19 protein-coding genes and 1 tRNA gene are annotated in these 18481 nt (G+C 64.7%); 8 read left to right on the top strand and 12 right to left on the bottom strand.

The genetic code is table 11. The features are described 5' to 3' along the window. Positions 1 to 68 precede the first annotated feature (68 nt). Complete coding sequence (locus PV772_RS02350) at positions 69 to 1259, bottom strand: site-2 protease family protein (RefSeq protein WP_347885249.1); 1191 nt, start codon at positions 1257 to 1259, stop codon at positions 69 to 71. Beyond that, entirely contained in the window at positions 1252 to 1980 is a 729-nt protein-coding gene (locus PV772_RS02345; protein WP_347885248.1) for an HAD family phosphatase, read from the bottom strand. Before PV772_RS02345 ends, PV772_RS02350 begins: the two co-directional genes overlap by 8 nt. Before the next feature lie 151 nt (positions 1981 to 2131). On the opposite strand from PV772_RS02345, the gene PV772_RS02340 reads away from it, so the two are divergent. After that, positions 2132 to 3037 carry a PAC2 family protein gene (locus tag PV772_RS02340; protein ID WP_141160431.1) on the top strand — a complete coding sequence of 302 codons (906 nt, stop codon included), beginning with the start codon at positions 2132 to 2134 and terminating at the stop codon, positions 3035 to 3037. Between the two features lie 87 nt (positions 3038 to 3124). On the opposite strand, the gene mshC is transcribed toward PV772_RS02340, so the two are convergent. After that, positions 3125 to 4402, bottom strand: coding sequence for a cysteine--1-D-myo-inosityl 2-amino-2-deoxy-alpha-D-glucopyranoside ligase (gene mshC / locus PV772_RS02335; protein WP_347885247.1), 1278 nt, complete (start codon positions 4400 to 4402; stop codon positions 3125 to 3127). A gap of 15 nt (positions 4403 to 4417) precedes the next feature. Further along, positions 4418 to 5251, bottom strand: a complete 834-nt coding sequence (locus PV772_RS02330) for an undecaprenyl-diphosphate phosphatase (protein ID WP_141181591.1) — start codon at positions 5249 to 5251, stop codon at positions 4418 to 4420. Between the two features lie 51 nt (positions 5252 to 5302). Here PV772_RS02330 and PV772_RS02325 point away from each other — a divergent pair, with 51 nt between their 5' ends. Beyond that, positions 5303 to 6238, top strand: coding sequence for an aldo/keto reductase (locus tag PV772_RS02325; protein ID WP_347885246.1), 936 nt, complete (start codon positions 5303 to 5305; stop codon positions 6236 to 6238). A gap of 36 nt (positions 6239 to 6274) precedes the next feature. Here PV772_RS02325 and PV772_RS02320 read toward each other — a convergent pair whose 3' ends face one another. Further along, positions 6275 to 6541: a hypothetical protein gene (locus PV772_RS02320; protein ID WP_141160435.1), complete on the bottom strand. Its 267-nt coding sequence runs from the start codon at positions 6539 to 6541 to the stop codon at positions 6275 to 6277. A 40-nt stretch (positions 6542 to 6581) separates the two neighbouring features. Between PV772_RS02320 and PV772_RS02315 the strand changes: the two genes are divergently transcribed. Then, positions 6582 to 6815 (top strand): DUF5703 family protein, encoded by a 234-nt coding sequence (locus PV772_RS02315; RefSeq protein WP_347885245.1) that lies wholly within the window; start codon positions 6582 to 6584, stop codon positions 6813 to 6815. Positions 6816 to 6838: 23 nt separating this feature from the next. Here the strand turns inward: PV772_RS02315 and PV772_RS02310 are convergent, their stop codons facing one another. Further along, on the bottom strand, positions 6839 to 7999 hold the full coding sequence (locus PV772_RS02310) for an acyl-CoA dehydrogenase family protein (protein WP_307356544.1): 1161 nt from the start codon (positions 7997 to 7999) through the stop codon (positions 6839 to 6841). 12 nt (positions 8000 to 8011) lie between these two features. Further along, a complete protein-coding gene (locus PV772_RS02305) occupies positions 8012 to 9316 on the bottom strand; it encodes a M20/M25/M40 family metallo-hydrolase (RefSeq protein ID WP_347885244.1) in 1305 nt (434 codons plus the stop codon). A 170-nt stretch (positions 9317 to 9486) separates the two neighbouring features. Here PV772_RS02305 and PV772_RS02300 point away from each other — a divergent pair. Together PV772_RS02300 and PV772_RS02295 are read left to right on the top strand one after the other, a co-directional pair. Further along, a tRNA-Leu gene (locus tag PV772_RS02300) sits at positions 9487 to 9569 on the top strand. Between the two features lie 862 nt (positions 9570 to 10431). Next, entirely contained in the window at positions 10432 to 11520 is a 1089-nt protein-coding gene (locus PV772_RS02295; protein WP_141160439.1) for an IS110 family transposase, read from the top strand. 1038 nt (positions 11521 to 12558) lie between these two features. On the opposite strand, the gene PV772_RS02290 is transcribed toward PV772_RS02295, so the two are convergent. Together PV772_RS02290 and PV772_RS02285 are read right to left on the bottom strand one after the other, a co-directional pair. Beyond that, entirely contained in the window at positions 12559 to 12948 is a 390-nt protein-coding gene (locus PV772_RS02290) for a hypothetical protein (protein WP_141160440.1), read from the bottom strand. 216 nt (positions 12949 to 13164) lie between these two features. After that, on the bottom strand, positions 13165 to 13626 hold the full coding sequence (locus tag PV772_RS02285) for a GatB/YqeY domain-containing protein (RefSeq protein ID WP_347885243.1): 462 nt from the start codon (positions 13624 to 13626) through the stop codon (positions 13165 to 13167). Positions 13627 to 13805: 179 nt separating this feature from the next. Between PV772_RS02285 and PV772_RS02280 the strand changes: the two genes are divergently transcribed. The 3 genes from PV772_RS02280 (at position 13806) to PV772_RS02270 (ending at position 16828) form a co-directional block, all read left to right on the top strand. Beyond that, positions 13806 to 15413: a phospholipase D-like domain-containing protein gene (locus PV772_RS02280; RefSeq protein ID WP_347885242.1), complete on the top strand. Its 1608-nt coding sequence runs from the start codon at positions 13806 to 13808 to the stop codon at positions 15411 to 15413. 100 nt (positions 15414 to 15513) lie between these two features. Next, the gene (locus PV772_RS02275) at positions 15514 to 15687 is read left to right on the top strand and encodes a CsbD family protein (RefSeq protein WP_141160443.1); all 174 of its coding nucleotides are present in this window, start codon (positions 15514 to 15516) and stop codon (positions 15685 to 15687) included. Between the two features lie 115 nt (positions 15688 to 15802). After that, positions 15803 to 16828 carry an NADPH:quinone reductase gene (locus PV772_RS02270; RefSeq protein WP_347885241.1) on the top strand — a complete coding sequence of 342 codons (1026 nt, stop codon included), beginning with the start codon at positions 15803 to 15805 and terminating at the stop codon, positions 16826 to 16828. A 4-nt stretch (positions 16829 to 16832) separates the two neighbouring features. Here PV772_RS02270 and PV772_RS02265 read toward each other — a convergent pair whose 3' ends face one another. The 3 genes from PV772_RS02265 to PV772_RS02255 all read right to left on the bottom strand — a co-directional run bounded on the left by PV772_RS02265 (position 16833) and on the right by PV772_RS02255 (position 18476). After that, positions 16833 to 17024: a hypothetical protein gene (locus PV772_RS02265; RefSeq protein WP_141160444.1), complete on the bottom strand. Its 192-nt coding sequence runs from the start codon at positions 17022 to 17024 to the stop codon at positions 16833 to 16835. 181 nt (positions 17025 to 17205) lie between these two features. Further along, positions 17206 to 17436, bottom strand: a complete 231-nt coding sequence (locus PV772_RS02260; RefSeq protein WP_307356558.1) for a hypothetical protein — start codon at positions 17434 to 17436, stop codon at positions 17206 to 17208. A gap of 77 nt (positions 17437 to 17513) precedes the next feature. Next, positions 17514 to 18476 carry a glycosyltransferase family 9 protein gene (locus tag PV772_RS02255; protein WP_347885240.1) on the bottom strand — a complete coding sequence of 321 codons (963 nt, stop codon included), beginning with the start codon at positions 18474 to 18476 and terminating at the stop codon, positions 17514 to 17516. Positions 18477 to 18481 lie beyond the last annotated feature (5 nt).

Raw genomic sequence — 18481 nt, 5'->3', positions numbered from 1 at the left:
TGTGCCGCTGCCTGATGCTCCCAGGGACGCGGCTACGTGCGGTGGCAATGCACGACCGGCAGGTAACTCTACCGGTTCTGGCCTTGGGGGTGCCTATCGTTGCGCAGGCGCTTCCCGGTGATGGCGGCCAGGACGGCTTCCTGCGTCAGCAAACCCGTAACGGTTCCGTTGTGGTCAACCACGGCGTAGTGGCGTCCCTCAAGCTGGGAGAGGAACTGGATCAGTTCCTGCCCCTTGGACCACTCCGGAATATAGGCGCCGGCGGCCAGGGGAAACGAGACGGCGGTGACGGGGGTCGTATCTGCCGCTGAACCGGGCACGGCTGCAAGGGCGCCCGTGTCCACCACGCCTTCCGGCCGTCCGTCGGGGCCGCAAACCACCACGGATCTTGTTCCTGCTGCGCCCAGGCGGAGGGCGTCCCGGACCGTACCGCTGGAGGGAACGCCGGCAGCCGGCGTCGACAATGCTGCGGCGCTGACCAGTGGGAGCCGCCCGCGCAGGGTGCCCTGCTGGATGGATGCGGATGCGCCCATCCACAGGAACCCGCCCACCAGGATGGTGATCATCAGGAGGCTGAATTCGGGCTGGTCGCCGGCGAGGAACGGACGAAGGAGGAACCAGTAGCCGATGGCGAGGACGATGATCCGGCCGCCCCACCCGGCCGCCACGGTGCCTTTCGCCTGGCTGCCGGTGGCTTTCCAGACGATGGATTCGACCAGCCGGCCGCCGTCGAGTGGAAGGCCCGGCAGGACGTTGAAGACACCGATGAGGAAGTTGGCCCACATGAAGATGTTCGTCAGGATTTCGGCCACGCTGCCCAGGCTGTTGGTGCTGAGCACCAGCCACGCTCCGCCGGCCAGGACGAAGTTTGCGGCCGGCCCGGCCAAAGCAACAAGCAACGACCGGCCCGGAGAAGAGGTGAAGCTTTCAAACTGGGTGTGGCCGCCCCAGAGGTTGAGGACGATCTTTTGGGTGGGCCAGCCGTAGATTTTTGCCGTCAGGGCGTGGGCGAGTTCGTGGACAAGGACGGAAATGAGCAGCAACACGGCATAGGCGAACGCCACCACATAGGCGGTGGCGCCCAGCATGGGGTTGTTCCGCGCAAGTACCGGCCCGTAGACGATCACCGTGAAGGCCGCGATCACAAACCACGAGTATGCCAGCACCACCGGAACGCCGGCGATGCGCCCCAAGGGAATGCCCGAGCGGCGCGCTGGCGCGCCCGATGCGGGACCCTGTCCGGTATCCGGTTCAGCCACGGTGACCACCGGGCGAGGCGGCCGCCCCAGTGGAACCGGCCGGCAGGAGCAGGGCTTCCAGCTCCTCCAGGCCCCGGCCGGACAGGGAATCCCACAGCGCATAGCTGCCGTTGTCCGGGAGGGGAACAATGTGCGGGACAGCCACGGTGGCCACACCGGAGGCCACGGCCGCGGCCACGCCCGGAACGGAATCCTCAAGGGCTACGCAGTGGTGGATTCCAAGGTCGGGATCGTCCTCCTGCAGGAGTTCGACGGCGGTCAGGTACGCCTCGGGGTGCGGCTTGCCCTGGCTCACCGTGTCCCCGGTAACCAGTACGTCAAAGTACGGACGGGGAAGGCTGGCCACCACTTCGCGGGCCAACGGACCCTCTGACATGGTCACCAAAGCGCAGCGCACGCCGGCAAGGTGAAGTTCCTCAAGGAGTTCACGTGCGCCGGGCCGCCACGGCACTTGCTGCTGGACGCTGCTGACCACCTGGGCGGTCAGGGTGTCGATAATTTCCCGGATTTCGAGTTCGACGCCGGCCTGCTGGAGCAGGCCGGCGGAAAACGTCAGCGACTGGCCAACCAACTGCATTGCCTGGTCATGGCTCCACGTTCCCCCGTGGGCCTCCACCAGCGCATGCTCCGCGGCGATCCAGTATGGCTCGGTGTCCACAATGGTCCCGTCCATGTCCCAGAGGACGGCTTTAAGCGGGGAACTGGCGGCAGGAATTGGCATACCGCCAGTCTACGGGGCGTGGCTGGGCGGTGGCTGTGGGCTACGCCCTCGGCGAATATGCCGCGGCCGGACGGCCCAGCGGGTGGGTTTCGCGGGATTTGTGGCGCTTCATTCCCTGCACGGGCCAGCCGCTTGGACGTAGGGTGAAGAAATGAATAGCTTCGAGGGAGACACCGCCGAACAGGGTGCCGGACCCGAGCGGGAACGGTTCCTGCAGCCAGTCGCTGACGGACAGCGCATAACTGTGATGCTTGCCGCCTTTGAGGGGTGGAACGACGCCGGAGAAGCGGCCAGCGATTCGCTGCGCTACCTGAACAAATTGTGGGGCGGCAAGAAAGTCGCTTCCATCGATGCCGACGAGTACTACGACTTCCAGTTCACCCGCCCCACGGTGCGCCGGAACGCGGCCGGTGAACGGAAGATCAAGTGGCCTTCCACCCGGATCTACAAGGCCAGTGCCCCCAACTCCAATGTGGACGTCATCTTTGTCCAGGGCACGGAGCCGTCCTATAAGTGGCGTGCCTACACGGCCGAGCTGCTGGTCCATGCCGAGGCCCTGAACGTGGATTACGTGGTGCTGGTGGGGGCGCTCCTGGCCGACGTTCCGCACAGCCGCCCAATCCCGGTGAGCACATCCTCGGACGACGCTCCGCTCCGTGAGCGCATGAACCTGGAAGCCTCACAGTATGAGGGCCCCGTTGGGATCGTGGGCGTCCTGTCAGAGGTGGCCCTCCTGGCCGGCATCCCCACCGTGTCCTTGTGGGCCGCAGTGCCGCACTATGTGGCCCAGGCGCCCTCCCCCAAAGCCCAGCTGGCCCTCCTGCACCGGATCGAGGAGCTCCTCCAGGTGCCGCTGGACACGCACGAGCTGGCGGAGGAAGCTGATGCGTGGGAGCGCGGCGTGGACGAACTCGCCACGGAGGATCCTGAAATTGCCGCGTACGTCCGGCAATTGGAGGAAGCCAAGGACACCGCAGACCTGCCCGAAGCCAGCGGCGAGTCCATCGCCCGTGAATTCGAGCGCTACCTGAAGCGCCGGGGCCAGGACCGGCCCTGATGCGGCCGTACTGACTGCCTCAACGGGAAGGGCCTGGCCGGGAGCGATCCCGCCAGGCCCTTCCCGTCTGCTGCTGTGGATCGACTCCTAGAGCCGGACCCCCAGGAGCGCGTCAACCGCGTCCTTGACCAGCGCTGCGTCAGGGGCACTGGCGGCAGCACCGCCGTCGTTGGCTGCCCGGGCCCAGCGCGACACCGCGGCGACCGCTGCAGGCGCATCCAGGTCGGCTGCCAGCGCTTCGCGCATCCCGGCCAGCAGCGCCGGGCCCGAGCCCTCCGGGGCGTGGTCGAGCGCCGTCCGCCAGGCCGCCAGGTCTGCCTTCGCGGCAGCGAAGCCTTCGTCAGTCCAGGACCAATCAGAACGGTAATGGTGGGACAGGATCGCCAGCCGGATGGCCGCCGGGTCTTCCCCGGCAGCACGGAGCTTCGAAACCAGCACCAGGTTGCCTTTGGACTTGCTCATCTTCTCGCCGTCCAACCCAACCATCCCTGCATGGGCGTAGTGCTTGGCCAGCGGGACGCCGGCCAGTGAGTAGGCGTGGCCCGCGCCCATTTCGTGGTGCGGGAAAATCAGGTCCGATCCGCCGCCCTGCACGGTGAAGGGCGCGGGGAGGTACTTCTGTGCGATCACGGTGCACTCAATGTGCCAGCCCGGCCGTCCCGGTCCAAGGCTGCCACCAGGCCAGCTCGGCTCCCCTTCCCGTTCCACCCGCCAGAGCAGCGGGTCCAGGGCCTGCCGCTTACCGGCGCGGCCCGGATCCCCGCCGCGCTCGGCGAAGAGCTCCAGCATGGCGCTTTCACCCAGGTGGGAAATGGACCCCAGGGCCCACGCATCAGGTGCCGTTGACTGCTTGCCGGCGGCTTCGACGTCGTAATAGACGTCCCCGTCAGGTTCGCCGTTGGTGCCTGCCACCCGGTACGCCAGCCCCATGCTGACCAGCCGTTCCACTTCGGGGACGATCAGGCCGATGGATTCGACGGCGCCGACGTAGTTGTCCGGCGCGAGGACGTTCAGCGCCTCCATGTCGGTCTGGAAGAGTTCCACCTGTTCCGCGGCGAGGTCGCGCCAGTCGACGCCGGTGGCGGTGGCGCGTTCCAGCAGGGGATCGTCCACGTCCGTGACGTTCTGAACGTAGGAGACTTCGCTGCCTGCATCGCGCCAGGCGCGGTTCAGCAGGTCAAAAGCCACGTAGCTGGCCGCATGCCCCATGTGCGTTGCGTCGTAGGGAGTGATGCCGCAGACGTACATGGACGGCCGGGCCTCCGGTTCCAGTGCCACGTCGCGGCCCGCCGCGGTGTCGAACAGGCGGATGGCGGGCATGTTTCCGGGCAGGGCAGGCACAGGGCGGGAAGTCCAGGATTTCACATGCCAAGCCTAGTCCTAGGCGCTGATGACGCCGAAACCGAGGAGGAGGTAGAGGGCGAGCCCCAGGAAGATCCGGTACCAGACAAAGAGCCGGTAGCTGCGGGTGGAGACGAACTTCAGGAACCAACCGATGATGACGTAGCCCACCACCAGGGCGATGACGGTGGCAAGCGCAGTTTCGGGAAGGCCGAAGGGTCCGGAGATCCCTTCCTTGGTGACCACCTTGTACAGCTGGTACAGCCCGCTGCCGAAAACGGCGGGGATTGCCAGCAGGAACGAGTACCGTGCCGCGGCCTCACGGGTGTAGCCCATCAGCAGGCCCGCGGTGATGGTTCCGCCGGAGCGGGAGACGCCCGGAATAAGGGCCAGGGCCTGCGCCAGTCCGTACAACATGCCGTGCTTGTAGGTCAGGTGGGCCAGGTCCCGCTTCTGGGCGCCGGTTGCGTCCGCCACGGCGAGGATGAGGCCGAAGACGATCAGCATGGTGGCCACGATCCACATGCTGCGGAGCACGGATTCGATCTGGTCCTGGAAGAGCAGCCCCAGCACGATGATGGGCAGGCTGCCCAGAATCACCAGCCAGCCCATGCGTGCGTCAGGGTCCTGCCGGGGCACCTTGCCGGTAAGGGAGCCGGCCCAGGCTTTGACGATGCGGACAATATCCCGCCAGAAGAAGATCAGGACGGCGGTCTCCGTGCCGAGCTGGGTGATGGCCGTAAAGGCTGCCCCCGGGTCCTGCGCGTTGGGGAGGAACTCCCCCACGATCCGCAGGTGCGCGCTTGATGAAATCGGTAGAAATTCGGTCAGTCCCTGCACTAGGCCCAGCAGGGCCGCTTCAAACCAGTTCACGCTAAGACCCTACGGCATGGCGGCGGTGCTCCTGCCCGTAAGCTTGCTGCTATGCAGCAGCGTTACGTCGGCAACAGTGGATTGCGAGTCTCAGCCCTCTCCCTTGGCACCCGGTCCTGGGGTGGCGACACGGATGAGCAGGACGCCTCGGAGTTGCTGCGCACCTTCCTCGAGGCAGGCGGCCGGCACGTGGATACGGCGGCGTCATACGCGGGCGGCGGATCGGAGGCGATCCTTGGATCGCTGCTGGGCGATGTGGTGTCCCGCACCGAAGTTTCCATCTCCACGAAAGCGGGGATGACGACGCCGGATGGCCGGCGCGCGGTGGACACGTCACGCAATGCGATGCTCACCGGCCTGGACGCCAGCCTGGCAAGGCTGGGTACGGACTATGTGGACCTCTGGTTCGCCGAAGCCTGGGACGGCAACGTTCCCCTCGACGAAACCCTCGCGGCGCTGGAATTCGCAGTCCGCACCGGGCGGGCCAGGTACGCGGGAATCTCGAACTACAGGGGCTGGCAGGCCGCGAAGGCCGCGGCAACCAGCGTTGTGCCGCTGGTGGCTGTCCAGGCGGAGTACTCGTTCCTTGACCGGACGGCGGAAGCGGAACTGATGCCGGCCGCCGACGATGCCGGGCTCGGCCTGATGGCCTGGGCCCCCCTGGGCCGTGGGGTACTCACCGGAAAGTACCGTGGCAGCATTCCCGCCGGTTCACGCGGCGCCTCCGTCAGCGAAGCCGCATACGTGGAGCCGTATCTGGAGGACAAGCCGTCGCGGATCGTGGATGCCGTGTGCATGGCTGCCAACGGGCTGGGCCGGACTCCGCAGGATGTCTCGCTGTCCTGGCTGCTCGCGCAGCAGGGAGTTGCCACGGCGATCGTTGGCGCGCGCACTCCGGTGCAGCTGAAGGAAATCCTCGATGCCCAGCTGGCGCCCCTGCCGCCGCAGATTGCGCGCGCGCTGGAGGATGCTTCCGCGGTGTCCTAGGGTTTGTTCCCGGATTTCCCTGATCCGGGGGCGCTGCTATTCCTCGACGATTTCCAGGTCCTCATCCTCGTCCACGTCGGCTTCTTCGTCCTCGTCATCCTCGTCGTCGAAGACCTGCAGGGGCGTTACTTCGTTGTAGGCCTCGTAAAGGGCGTCCTCGTAAACTTCGAAAGCATCGGCAACTGCGAAAAACGCTGCCTCAACGGAGGGATCACCGTCCCCGCGGCGGTTCGATGCTGCTATAAGGTGTTCTTCCAAAGCGGTGGTCAGGGACGAAAGCGCGACACGCGGATCGATGCTCATGACTTCACGTTAGCCGGAAAAGGACGAAAATGGAGAGCAAATGAAGGAACAATTTCTCACCAGCTCGGTCCAGCGGGAGCGGGATTATTTGCGGCAGTACGAGTACCTCGTGCTGACCGTGGGCCCTGATGATTCCTTGCCGGAGGCGCGGCGCCGGCTCGTTGAACACTCCGAATACGGCAAGTGGGAACTGGAACGCAGCAAGCTCTACGTGGGCGGCGGCCGGCGGTTCTGGCTGCGGCGCCGGGTGATGCAGGTCCCCAGGACCGTTTAGCGACTCGCGGTCCAGGGGACCGTTCAGTCTTCGACCGGCCCCAGCCACGCGTTGGCCACGGTGTTATGGGCAGACTCGTCGTCCGAGGGGTGGAACATCCCGGCCAGCACGTCCCGGTAAAGCCGCTCCAGTTCGGAGCCCCTGAAGTAGCTCGATCCCCCGCTGACGCGGATGGCGAGGTCAACTACGCGCCGCGCCGTCTCGGTGGCGTTCACCTTCAGCCCCACCAGCTTGGGGAACCACTGGGCGCCATGGTCAGCCAGGGCGTCGACGTCGGCGGTGACGGTCTTGAGCTGGGGGTACAGGCCGTCCAGGGCCATGGCAGCCTCTGCCACCTTCCAGCGGATGTCAGGGTCCTGCGCGTAGCTGCGGCCGCCGTTCTTCAAGGAGGCGCGCCGCTTCACGGTCTCCACGCCGACTGCCAGGGCGCGTTCACCCAGGCCTGTATAGACGGCGGCAAGGAGGCTTTCGAAGCAGGCGAAGATGGCAAAGATCAGCGGGTCGGCGTTGGGGCCGACGGGCAGCTTGCGGAAGATGCGGCCGGCTGGAGCTCTTACGCCTTCCAGGACCGTGGTGGCGGACTGGCTGGCCCGCATGCCCAGGGTGTCCCAGTCGTCCAGGATCCGGTAGCCGGGAGTTTCCCTGGTGATGAACCCGTGGACCAGTTCACCGGCACCGTCCCGCGCGTCCGGGTCCTTGCCGAAGATGCCCAGGCGGGTCCAGGCCGGCGAGAGGCTGGTGAAGATCTTGGTTCCCGTGAAGGTGTAGCCCCCGTCTTCGTCCGGCACCGCCGTGGTCCGGGAGTCGAACAGGACCGAGTCGTTGCCGGCCTCCGAATTGCCGAAAGCGAATACCTCTCCCTGCGCGGCTTCCTCGAGGACGAAGGCAAGTGAGTGGTCGCCCCGGGCCGCCAGGACGTGGGCGACGCCGGTCCAGACCAGGTGCATGTTGACGGCCAGCGCGGTGGCCGGTGCAGCCGTTGCCAGCCTGCGCTGGCACTGCGCCGCCGCTTCGAGCCCCAGCCCCTTGCCGCCGTCGGACGCTGGTACGAACAGCTTCAAGTACCCGGCCTTTGCCAACTCCTGCAGGTCCTCATGGAAGAAGGCGTTGTCGCGGTCATAGCCGGCGGCACGGCTGCGGATGCGCTCCAGGAGGTCATCCGGCAGCAGGTCCTCTGGAGTCATGGCCGGTTCCTCTCAGTAGTTGGTGAGCAGCGTGTCCAGCACCCGGGCACCGAACTTGAGGGAATCCGCGGGAACCCGCTCGTCCACCCCGTGGAACATGCCGGTGAAGTCCAGCTCGTCAGGCAGCATGAGGGGCGCGAAACCGTAACCGGTGATGCCCAGGCGGCTGAGTGATTTGTTGTCGGTGCCACCGGAAAGCGTGTAGGGCAGCACCTTGGCGCCGGGATCCTCCTTGTGGAGCGCGTCGATCATGGAGTCCACCAGGTTGCCGGCGAAGGGGACCTCAAGCGAAACGTCGTTGTGGACGTAGCTGACGTCCACGCCGTTGCCGGCGAGTTCGCGCACGATCTCCAGGACCTGCTGTTCCTGGCCCGGGAGGGTGCGGCAGTCCACCAGGGCTTCGGCGGACTCGGGGATGACGTTGTGCTTGTAGCCACCCTTGAGGAGGGTGGGGTTCGTCGTGTTCTGCAGGGTGGCCCCGACGAATCTCGCCACCGTGCCGAGCTGGTCGAGCAGGAGGTCCGGATTGTCGGCGTCGAATTCCACGCCGGTGAGTTCCGTCACCCCGTCAAGGAACTGCCTGGTGGTGGGGGTGAGCTCGATGGGCCACTTGTACTCGCCGATCCTGGTCACAGCGGCGGCAAGCCGGGTGATCGCGTTGTCCGTGTTGATCTGCGAGCCGTGGCCGGCCCTTCCGTGCGCCACGAGGCGGAGCCAGGAGATGCCTTTCTCCGCGGTCTGCAACAGGTAGGTGCGCTGCCCGCCGATGGTGGCTGAGAAGCCGCCCACCTCCGAGATGGCCCCCGTGGCGCCCTCGAACAATTCGGGCCGGTTGTCCACAGCGTAGCGGGCGCCGTAAACCCCGCCGGCTTCCTCATCCGCGAAGAACGCGAAGATGATGTCACGCTTGGGCTTCCTGCCCTCCCTGGCAAATCCCCGCAGGACTGACAGGATCATGGCGTCCATGTCCTTCATGTCGACGGCGCCGCGTCCCCAGATGAGGCCGTCCTTCAGTTCCGCACCGAACGGGTCAACGGACCACTGGTCCCGGAGTGCGGGAACGACGTCCAGGTGTCCGTGTACCACCAGCGCACTGGCCGAGGGGTCCTCCCCTGCCATCCTGGTGACAACGTTCGCCCGGCCCGGGGCAGACTCGAAGATCTCCGCATCCAGGCCCACTTCCTCGATAAGCCCCGCCGCGTACTCGGCCGCCGCCCGCTCCCCAGGGCCCGACCCGTCGCCGTAGTTGGAGGTGTCGATCCGGATGAGTTCCTGGCAGATCCGGACAACTTCATCCTCGGGCAGGACGTCAGGCATTGGTGGCTCCTTGGTAGGGAATGACTGGGTGGCACGAGCTGAATCGCTGCCTTCAGCCTACCTACTTGGCCCGATTCGTTGTTCCCGGAAAGTTCGTGTTAGAGTTTTTCTCGCTGCTTCGGAGAGGCGCGAAACGCTGAAAGGCGGAACCGCTTTCCGAAATACCACCTGCGCGGGTGGCGGAATGGCAGACGCGCTAGCTTGAGGTGCTAGTCCTCGAAAGGGGGTGGGGGTTCAAGTCCCCCTCCGCGCACAAAAAGGGAAAACCCCGGAACATTATCGATGTTCCGGGGTTTTTCGCGTATCCGATCAATGCCTCCGTTATGGAGCCTGGCATTCGGTGGGGGCTCAGGATGCGATTGTCAATGGTTTCGCGGGAGCCGCGCACGAGGTCCTGCTAAAACCTTGAGCATGCGGCACCCGGTTATTCGTTCCGGTGTCATCGCACCAATCCACGCCGAACGGGTAGGCCTCCACAGTGGCAACGCCCGGCGCCGCGTGCGGAGGGACTTCAAACTGGAAGACGAATCCGCCGGCGTCATTCATCGGCGACGTCGTACTCAGGACGTTTTGCCCGGCGGCGTCCGTGACGGTGATATGAATCCGGGCGTTGTTTCCGTACCGGGGATTGCAGCCGGCGTCGGCTGCGCGGACGGTGACTGGGTCTCCGGGGCCCGCAACGCCGGGGCTCACCTCATAGGCGGGAGGAAAGCAGGGCGGCTCTCCTTGCCATGACCCGGCGCAGGCGGACAAACAGCCTGCGAACAAGACGCAGCCTGTGGCCGCCGTGACAACTCTCTTCCCCGGCGGCCTTGCCCAAAAAGCCTGGAACCCCATGGGCTGTAAGTCTTTACCCGGTTGCTCAGTGAGCGGCTGGCAGGCTGGTGCTGTGGCCGGGCTGGGGTGTGACTCACCCATGGGTTTGCCTCCGAGCTCAGTATTTCGGAGTGCGCTTTCTTGGATATGTCCGCCCTGGCCGGGCCCAGCATCGGTTGTGTCTACAGCGCTGGCCTGATTAGAAGCATGCCCACCCGTGCAGCGGGTGTGGCCCATTACAGACCTGCCACGCCGTAACCCACCGACGCGTTTCCATTCTCGGAACTCAGGAGGAAAAGATGATTGTGGCAGAGCACTTCGGTTTCGTCGTCGGCATCGATACCCACGCCAAAACGCATACATTCGCCATCATCGAAACCGGCAGCGGTGGAGAAGTCGCGAACGAAACATTCCCGGCCACCGCAGCCGCAGGCAGTCGCGCACTGTCCTGGGTCCTGCGCCGCACCGAAGCTTCTCCTGGACAGGTTCTACTCTCTATGGAGGGAACGGGTTCGTACGGTGCCAAACTCCGGCAGCAGGCCACAGACGCCGGATTTCAAGTCACCGAAGCGCCCGTCCCGAACCAACGGCTCGGGAGATATCAGGGAAAATCCGATTCCATCGACGCAGCGCGGGCAGCACGAGGGACGCTGAGCATACCTATGGACCGCCTCCGAGAACCCCGGTCCGGGCAGAACCACATGGCACTACGGATCCTCTCCAACGCACGCCGCACCATGGCACGAGAACGCACCGCAGCCATCAACGCACTCACGGCTCTCCTACGCGTCGTAGACCTCGGCATGGACGCCCGGAAACCATTGACCGTCACCCAGACCCGTACCATCGCAGGATGGCGGGAAAGAGACGAAGAATTCGGAGTCCAAACCTGCCGCCGCGAAGCAATACGCCTCGCAAAGCAGATCCTCACACTGCAGGAGCAAATGACCAGGAATCACGCAGAACTTGAGATCCTTGTGAAGCAAGTCCAGCCGTGTCTCCTCGATGTCTACGGCGTTGGTCCGGTCCTGGCCGCAATCATCCTCACAGCCTGGTCACACACCGGAAGAGTGCGCTCCGAAGCCGCATTCGCAGCTCTTGCCGGCACCTGCCCGGTCCCGGCCTCATCAGGCGGCACCACACGATTCCGACTAAACCGCAGCGGCGACCGCCAACTCAACAAAGCGATCTACACTATCGCCCTCATCAGAATGAACCGGGACCCTGCCACCAGAGGTTACGTGACGAAGCGAACAAGCCAAGGCAGAACTAAGAAGGAAATCATCCGAAGCCTCAAGCGCTACATAACGCGGCAAATCTATCGAACCCTAAATGCCGCACAGGAATCCTTACCTGCAGCGGGATGCCCGCGGCAGGGAGTCTCTTAGATCTGCTAAAGGTCTAAAAGAAAAGGGGTCCTCGCCGCTTTCCTGAGTTGTGTCCGTCTCGACTTGAAGCCGGCGGCTTAGCCTTCGAAGCGACCGCAGCTGCAAGCCCAACGAAAGCGGCGATCAGCAGTAGATTAAAAAGTAATTCAGTAACCTCCGAACCGCGACCAAGCGCCACCAATGTGACTATAATAAAGATGACGCCACATGCAAGGCAGGAAAGACATAGAATCTTCGCCCAAACAGGCAAAAGGTTAATTCGACTTAGCATTTCTCCCCCTATTTAGTAAATAGATCTTAGCCCCCAATGGACGAGAAATCTAGGTTTACCTGGGACTGTCCGCGGGTTTGTCGCACATCGGACTGGCCCAAGTTCTCCACTCCCCTAGCCGCGGAAAGGGCTGACAGAAGCCAAGTTGGGAGCCACGCGGCAGGCGGCCCCCAACCATGGATCCTCCTCGGGCTACGTCATCCGGAACTGCAGGTAATACTCTCCGAAGGCACCGCCCACATGGGTACAGGGCGTGACGATCACCGCGTAATTGTTGAGCAACTGCTGGTACCGATCCTGACAATTGCGCTCGGCCCTGAATCTTTCGGTTTGGAGAACCCCTACCACATCAGGGGAAGGCGAAGCGGCGCTGGCGACTGCCATACCGGAGAACGCGGACCCTCCTATAATCGTGACTATGGCAGCGGCGCGCGTGATTGCATTTCTCATGATTCCCCCCAGGGTTGTTCACCGATATGGCAATGAGTTTTTGTCCGTAAGACTTCTCCGTCAAAAAATGAGACCTATATCGGAGCCCTTTGAAGGGTTTGTCCTGCGAAGTGATAAAAGCCTATCGGTAGAACACCTTAAGTCAAGAGGGATTTCGTCCCTTTTCTTGGCATTTCGGGATTGTTATTGAGCAAGGAACTTCGCCTCGTGGTCGGTCTGCCCTCGCCGTGTTCGATCTGAATACTTTGGAATGCGAGCCTGGTTTCCCCCGCGCAGGGCTGCTTGATCACCTGCCGATATCTAGAGGCCAGGCCCCACTAACCTTGTCCTCGTTGCCACCGCCAAGCGTGCCAGAACATGAGTGCGATAACGGTAGTGACGCCGATGAAGACACTTTGCGGTGCGAAGGTGAAGAGGATGTCGGCCATACTGACCCGCTGGGTCATGCTCACCTCCAAAGAGCCATTCAGAAGTGCCAACAATCCGCCCAGGATCAATACTCCTGACAACGCCCACAGGATGATGATGAAAGGATTTTTTGTCCGGGGCGAAGGCCCGATCTCTTCGGCCGCTGCCGCGGTCATGGTCGCCGGTACCGTACCGTCCCCATTGCTCACCTCACGGAAACCAATGCCTTCATGCTGCCCGCTTCCCAAGCCCGTCCCCCTATTGTTTGGCCGCAGTTCCTTTGACTGCTCGAAGCCCAAGCCTAGCTCCACAGGATGCACGGGGTGCTGGGCGCACGTTCCGGTCCTTCCCCTGCGCGTTGGGACTCCTCGGATGGAATCCAGCCGCTGCTTGACGAATATAGAAGCATCCAAGTATGTTCAGCGTCGCAGGTCAGGACCCCAGGTTATGGACTTTTGCCGCCAAATCGTTGCTCAGCTGCCCAATGGCAGCTGATACGGCATTCCCGGGCGTACTCAGGCCAGGCGTGCCTTCACAATCTCGCTGACGGCCTTGCCGTCGAACCGGCCGCCGATTTTGGGCGTCACGGATTTCATGACGGCACCCATGGAGCGCATGGTCAGCACAGTACCGTCCGCCCCCAGTTCCGCAATGACCCCATCCACGATCGCTTCGGCTTCCGCCCGGGTCAAGGCTTTCGGAAGGTACGTCTCAATGACCTCTGCTTCGGCGATCTCCGCCTGGGCGCGGTCGTCATGACCCGCCGCCGAGTAGGTGGCGGCCGTGTCCCGGCGCTTGGCGGCCTCCTTCTGCAGCAGCGCGGTGACCTGGAGATCGTCGAGTTCCACCGGGGTCTTGCCCGACTTCTCCCGCGTTTCGATCTCTCCGAGGACATTGCGCACGGTCGTAAGGGCAACCCGGTTGCCCGCCTTCATGTGGACGACGACGTCGCCTTTCAACTGTTCCTTCAACGACATGGCGTGCCTCGTTCTTCTCTGGTGGAAAGCGTTCCGGGACAAGCCTATTCCCGCGTGCGGCCCGAGTAATCCGGTGTCCCCGGCTGGTTCCGCCCCGCGGGAAAGACACCCCGGAGCGGCCGTAGGCTAGTTTGGAAGCCGCAGCGGCCTGGGTCCCCGGGCCCCGAAAGGAGCACCGAGTGGACAGCACCGTTGGCAAGTGGTTCCTGAGCGGCGCCGAGCGGGGAAACCCTGCTTCGGGGATCCACGCGGGCGGCTCAGGCTCGGCGTCCTGGTCGGAAGGCAACCTGGTGGAGCCCCTGGTGCACGGGGAAGCCTACTTTGCCAGGCTGTATGCGGAGCTCTCGGACCTGAAGGCTGGAGACCGGGTTTGGTTCACCGACTGGCGCGGCGACAGCGATGAGCAGTTGGAGCCGGGCGGCACCACGATCGGCGGGCTGCTCGCGGGACTGGCCCGGTCCGGCGTGGAAGTCAGGGGCCTCGTCTGGAGATCCCACGGCGAGCGGATATCGGCCCCCATCAGCGGCCGGTCCAACGAACTCCTCAGCCGCCAGATCAATAACGCCGGCGGGGAGGCGCTGCTGGACCAGCGGGTCCGCGTCTTCGGGTCGCACCACCAGAAACTGGTGGTCATCCGTCGTCGTGACGATCCTTCCCGCGACGTCGCCTTCGTGGGCGGGATCGACCTGTCACACAGCCGCCGGGACAACGCCGCCCACCTGGGAGACCCACAGGCGGTGAAGATGGACTCCCGCTACGGGCCGAGGCCCCCGTGGCACGACGCCGCTCTCGAGCTTCGGGGGCCGGTGGTTGCCGATGTGCTGGCTATTTTTGCGGAACGCTGGAACGATCCCCACCCGTTGGACCGCCGCACCCCTTACCGGATGCTGCTGCAGCGCCTGGCCCGCATGCCAAGGCACCCCAAACCATTGCCGGAAGCCGCTCCGCCCCCGCCGGATGCCGGAACGCACGCCGTGCAGCTGCTCCGCACCTACGGCGTGAAGCACCCACCTTTCCCGTTCGCGCCTCACGGAGAGCGGAGCATCGCGCGGGCCTACGCAAAAGCTTTCGCCCAGGCGCGTTCGCTCATCTACATCGAAGACCAGTACCTGTGGTCAACAGAGGTTGCCGCGGGCATCGCAGAGGCGCTGGAGCGCAACCAGGCGCTGCAGGTCATCATCGTGGTGCCGCGCTATCCCGACTCTGACGGGTTCCTTGGCGGCCCGCCCCGGCGTTTGGGGCAACAGCGTGCCATCCGCATGCTTCGCCGGGCGGCACCCGACCGGGTGGGGGTATTCGACCTGGAAAATAATGACGGGACACCGATTTACGTCCACGCGAAGATCTGCATCATCGACGACACGTGGTTCACCTGCGGATCTGACAACTTCAACCGCCGGTCCTGGACCACCGACAGCGAGCTCACCTGCGCAGTGATCGACACCGCCGCTGCGGCTGACGCCGATGGCAGCGCCGGTGGCCGAACGCCCCAGCCACTCCCGCGGAAGTTGCGGCTCCAGCTCTGGGCGGAACATCTGGGCATGGACCAGGACGACCCCCTGCTGACCACCGGCGGCGGGGAAATTGATCTTTGGAACAGGATGGCCGGCGCCCTGGAAAAGTGGCACGGGACCGGCCGATCAGGGCCGCGGCCGCCAGGTCAGGTACGGCACCACTCCCCCGAACCGGTCCGGGCCATCCACCGTATCTGGGCTGATCCGATTTACCGGCTGATCGTTGATCCGGACGGCCGGCCCCGGCCGCTTCGTGGCACCTCCAGGTTCTAGGCGGACAGCGAGTAGGCGGGGACTTGAAAAAGGGTTCCTAAGCATGCTTATGATATTCACAGCCGAATGCGAACGGCTGCCAACCAGAGGAGGAAACACCATGGGACTGGGCGACAAGATTGAGAACGCCGCTGAAAAGGCCGGCGGTAAGGGCAAGGAAGCAGCCGGAGCTGCCACGGGCGATGAAAGCCTGCGGGCCGAAGGCCAGGCAGATCAGGCAAAAGGTGATCTGAAGCAGGCCGGCGAAAAGGTCAAGGACGCCTTCAAACACTGACAGGCAGTCATGGAAAAAGCGCACTCAGCGAACGGGGTGCGCTTTTTTCATGCGCGCCCAACACGTTCGGTAGGTTGGGGCGTTAAGGGCAACGGCAACCGGGTTGGGAGTAGATGTGAAGGCAATCAGTTACGAAGAAACAGGGCCCTCATCCGTGCTGAAGCTACGGGATAGGCCACTGCCGGTCCCGGGGCCCGGAGAAGTCCGCGTCCGGGTGGTGGTGTCCGGCGTCAACCCCACCGACTGGAAGTCGCGGTCCGGGAACGGAAGCAAGAAGCTGGATGCCCCCAAAGTTCCAAACCAGGACGGAGCCGGAGTCATCGATGCGCTGGGTCCCGGGGTGACCGGCCTTTCCGTGGGCGGCCGAGTCTGGCTGTGGGACGTCGCCTGGGGCAGCAATGAAGGCACAGCCCAGGAATACGTTGTGGTGCCAGGCAATAAAGCAGTGCCCCTTCCCGATACCGAATCCTTCGATACCGGCGCTTCGTTGGGAATCCCGGCGTTGACGGCGCACCGGGCCCTGACATCGAACGAGGACGGCCCGGCGAGGCTCTCCGCCGGTGCCCTCGCAGGACGAACCGTCCTGGTCACGGGAGGGGCCGGAGCCGTAGGCCACGCGGCCATCCAACTCGCCCGCTGGGCCGGGGCCACCGTGATCACCACCGTCAGCGGGGACCAAAAGGCTGAACTTGCCCGCCGTGCCGGCGCCGGCACCGTCATCAACTACCGGACCGGGGACGTCGTTGGCGCCGTCCACCAGGTGGCCGCAAACGGCGTCGACATGATCGTGGACGTCAATGCGCCCGCGAACATCGCAACGGACCTGGACGTCATCAAACCGGGCGGAACGATCTCCATATACGCGGCGAACCCCGGAGAATCACTCACTGTTCCAATCCGCGAAAGCATGGCGAGGAACGTCCGCTACCAGTTCATCCTCACCTACACCGTCACCGACGAGCAGAAACGTCAAGCCGTTGCCGCCGTCGGCGAGGCCCTGGGGGCAGGCGCGCTGCGGGTGGGGGAAGAGTACGGACTGCCCCTGACACGGTTCCCGCTCGACCAGACCCCGGCAGCCCATGACGCCGTGGAACAGGAGACAGTCGGAAAAGTGCTGATCGACGTCGCACCGGCCCCCTGACGCCCTACCGTGCCAGCCTGTCCCTGGCTGCATGCTCCACCAGGACCGGCACGAAGGCGCGGACCCTGCCCGTATCCAGGAGGCTGTGCTCCTGCTGCACCACATCTTCGATGTATTCCCTGGACAGGGCTGGAAATTTCGCGGCAAGCCTGTCCACCACGTCGCCAAGCGCCCGCAACTCTTCGCTTACTCCCATCGGGAAAGTGTCGGGGATCCGGCCAGGCCCGTCAAGACCTCGCGAAGAGAGTGCCGGGGCGTGCAGCGTGGTTCACTGCCCTGCCCGTGACTGCCATGAGCGCACGACGGCGAGCGCCGGGAGCCGCGTTCGGGCCGGCCCGGGTGCTCCCCGCCTTTCCACCTCCGGAGCGCCGCCGATGTCAGTGTGGATGAAGCCGCCGGGTCCGTGGGTGCCGGTTACGTCCGGGGCTGTGGGCCGCCGCTGCCGCCGGACGGTACTCAATCCGGTGCTTATCGGCCCTGACGTTGCGGCGTTCCTGCCGCCGGGCCTTTCTTTCCGGCCGGTCGATGGCGGACAGGATGGTCAGCGTTAGGGCAATCCAGAGGAGCGCCGTTCCCAACACCAAAGCGATTTCCAGCTCAGTGCTCATACACAGAATTTTAGGCTCGTTGGGCTGGTTCCACTCCCTTGCGGACCCACATGGCGGACGCTGAAACCCACAGCGTTTCAGAGCAAGCCCAGTGCTTTGACAGCCGCCATGACATCGGAGGCCTGGACAGCCAGGAGGGCTGGATCCGGCCGCGCCGCGAAAGTGTCCCCGCGCCGCAGTTCGGCCCGGGTGAGGACGATATGGGGTCCCGGTGGTGGACCCCAAATCTCCGGTGGGGCCGGGCCAAAGAGCACCACGGACGGTGTGCCGTACGCTGATGCCAGGTGCGCGGCGCCGGTGTCGGCAGAAACCACCAGGCGGGCAGCAGCAATGGTCGCAGCGAACTCCCCCAGGCCCAACACCCCGGCCAGGACAGCGGTACCAGGGATTCCTGCGAGGCGGCACACTTCCTGGGCCCGGTCTCTCTCGGAACTGCCGCCGGTGAAGACTACCTGGTGTCCGGCTTCCGTCAGTGCGGTCGCCACCGCCGCAAACCGCTCCGCAGGCCAAAGCCTGCTGCCGTACGCTGCCCCAACGTGCAGGACACTGGCACCGGGGACCGGACTGGGGACCTGGGGCATGTCCAACTGCACGTCCAACGGATCGGCGTCTATCCCATGCCATTCAAGGAGGCGCACCCAGCGTTCGCGTTCGTGCAGTTCCGGCCGCCAGTGCGGCCCGTTCCGGTGCGCACTTCGATGTCCCAGGGTCCGCCGGGCCTTCAGCGCCTCTATCCGCCCCTGGCTCTCCGGGCCGCTGCCGTGAAGGTTGACGGCGACGTCCACCACGCCCGGTGGCAGCGCCAGCGGCTCGTCCAGCCCGTGCGTGGGCAGCAGTTCATAGCCGCCCACCAGGCCGAGGGCCTCGGACAACCACCCCTGCGCGGCGTACCGGAGGCGGTGCCCGGGAAAGGCCTGCCGGAGGCCTTTCAACGCCGGCACGGCCACCAGCAGGTCTCCGAGCTTCAAAGCGCGCAGGACCAGGAGCTCCGGCCTTCCGTCTGCCGGCTCGTGAACAACGGCTTCGTGTGGCGCATCCATGCCCG

It is taken from the genome of Pseudarthrobacter sp. CC12 (genome assembly GCF_039907755.1).
GTDB lineage: Bacteria > Actinomycetota > Actinomycetes > Actinomycetales > Micrococcaceae > Arthrobacter > Arthrobacter niigatensis.
This window is presented reverse-complemented; position numbering and strand designations above follow the sequence as displayed.

What these genes read in the sequence shown, in the direction of transcription:
- PV772_RS02260 (WP_307356558.1), bottom strand. Translation starts at nt 17,436, where the DNA reads ATGAGCACTGAGCTGGAAATCGCTTTGGTGTTGGGAACGGCGCTCCTC.
- PV772_RS02325 (WP_347885246.1), top strand. Translation starts at nt 5,303, where the DNA reads ATGCAGCAGCGTTACGTCGGCAACAGTGGATTGCGAGTCTCAGCCCTC.
- PV772_RS02305 (WP_347885244.1), bottom strand. Translation starts at nt 9,316, where the DNA reads ATGCCTGACGTCCTGCCCGAGGATGAAGTTGTCCGGATCTGCCAGGAA.
- PV772_RS02285 (WP_347885243.1), bottom strand. Translation starts at nt 13,626, where the DNA reads ATGTCGTTGAAGGAACAGTTGAAAGGCGACGTCGTCGTCCACATGAAG.
- PV772_RS02265 (WP_141160444.1), bottom strand. Translation starts at nt 17,024, where the DNA reads ATGGGAGTAAGCGAAGAGTTGCGGGCGCTTGGCGACGTGGTGGACAGG.
- PV772_RS02315 (WP_347885245.1), top strand. Translation starts at nt 6,582, where the DNA reads ATGAAGGAACAATTTCTCACCAGCTCGGTCCAGCGGGAGCGGGATTAT.
- PV772_RS02320 (WP_141160435.1), bottom strand. Translation starts at nt 6,541, where the DNA reads ATGAGCATCGATCCGCGTGTCGCGCTTTCGTCCCTGACCACCGCTTTG.
- PV772_RS02345 (WP_347885248.1), bottom strand. Translation starts at nt 1,980, where the DNA reads ATGCCAATTCCTGCCGCCAGTTCCCCGCTTAAAGCCGTCCTCTGGGAC.
- PV772_RS02340 (WP_141160431.1), top strand. Translation starts at nt 2,132, where the DNA reads ATGAATAGCTTCGAGGGAGACACCGCCGAACAGGGTGCCGGACCCGAG.
- PV772_RS02295 (WP_141160439.1), top strand. Translation starts at nt 10,432, where the DNA reads ATGATTGTGGCAGAGCACTTCGGTTTCGTCGTCGGCATCGATACCCAC.
- PV772_RS02310 (WP_307356544.1), bottom strand. Translation starts at nt 7,999, where the DNA reads ATGACTCCAGAGGACCTGCTGCCGGATGACCTCCTGGAGCGCATCCGC.
- PV772_RS02275 (WP_141160443.1), top strand. Translation starts at nt 15,514, where the DNA reads ATGGGACTGGGCGACAAGATTGAGAACGCCGCTGAAAAGGCCGGCGGT.
- PV772_RS02255 (WP_347885240.1), bottom strand. Translation starts at nt 18,476, where the DNA reads ATGGATGCGCCACACGAAGCCGTTGTTCACGAGCCGGCAGACGGAAGG.